We start from the raw sequence: 746 nt of genomic DNA, 5'->3' as shown, positions 1-746 counted from the left end.
AATGAACACTCTTTCAAATCTTCAAACTCTTCTCTTAAAGCCTCTAAGCGCTTCTCTAAATCTTTCAGTGAACCATCAAGCTCCGTTTTCAAAGCGGCTTTCAGTAAATCAAAAACGCCATTAAGCGGCGCATGAACAAAACCTCCCCCAGAATACAAAACGACCCGTACTTGAGACGGGTCGCTAATCTCTGATATCGCAAACGGTTTTAATGACATTTCAACTCCTCATGTCTTGATCCCATAAATTACACTCACATTAACGGGGCGCGTTTCAACACCACCAACCCTCTCTGCCATAAGGTGATGTTCATGATGCTCTCTGTCATTCAGCCCTTCTGTTATAGGCGTTGAATAATATAAAAAATTAGCAAAAGGACTCCTGATAAACCAAGGTAAACGAGGCGGTTTATCTTTTTCTGTAAACCAAAATGGAACCTCTGAAATGCCCACTATTCGGTCAAATTCTTCATGACATTTCTTTAAGCTATCCCCACTCAAACCTACACACTCTTCGTCTATAGCTCTCTTGCGCCTTTGCAAGTGAGCTTCAGAAGAAGAAACATCTCGTTTTTTTCGAGAAGAAAGACCTTCTGATGACGCTGGACCTATAAAATGTTCATGCGCTTTTAAAGAACAGGGTTGTATACTTGCAAAAGAACGCCAAGGGTCTAGATTGCGTTCATTATCAAGTCCCCGTAAAAACATCCCCCGAAAATCGGGAACATTAAACGTCGTGGCGCCATC

At 42.0% G+C, this 746-nt stretch carries 1 protein-coding gene and 1 pseudogene; both read right to left on the bottom strand.

The window, feature by feature from the left end; all coding sequences use genetic code 11:
• A partial coding sequence (locus tag ACFIKJ_RS09545; RefSeq protein WP_375652209.1) for a hypothetical protein occupies window positions 1–218 on the bottom strand: 218 nt, incomplete at its 3' end.
• 9 nt (window positions 219–227) lie between these two features.
• Window positions 228–746 (bottom strand): annotated as a pseudogene (locus ACFIKJ_RS09540) (phage tail protein); the annotation flags it as partial.

It is taken from the genome of Bartonella sp. PS7NMGDW (genome assembly GCF_042193585.1).
GTDB lineage: Bacteria > Pseudomonadota > Alphaproteobacteria > Rhizobiales > Rhizobiaceae > Bartonella > Bartonella grahamii.
The sequence above is the reverse complement of the archived record's forward strand: the minus strand, read 5'-3'. Positions and strand labels throughout refer to the sequence as shown.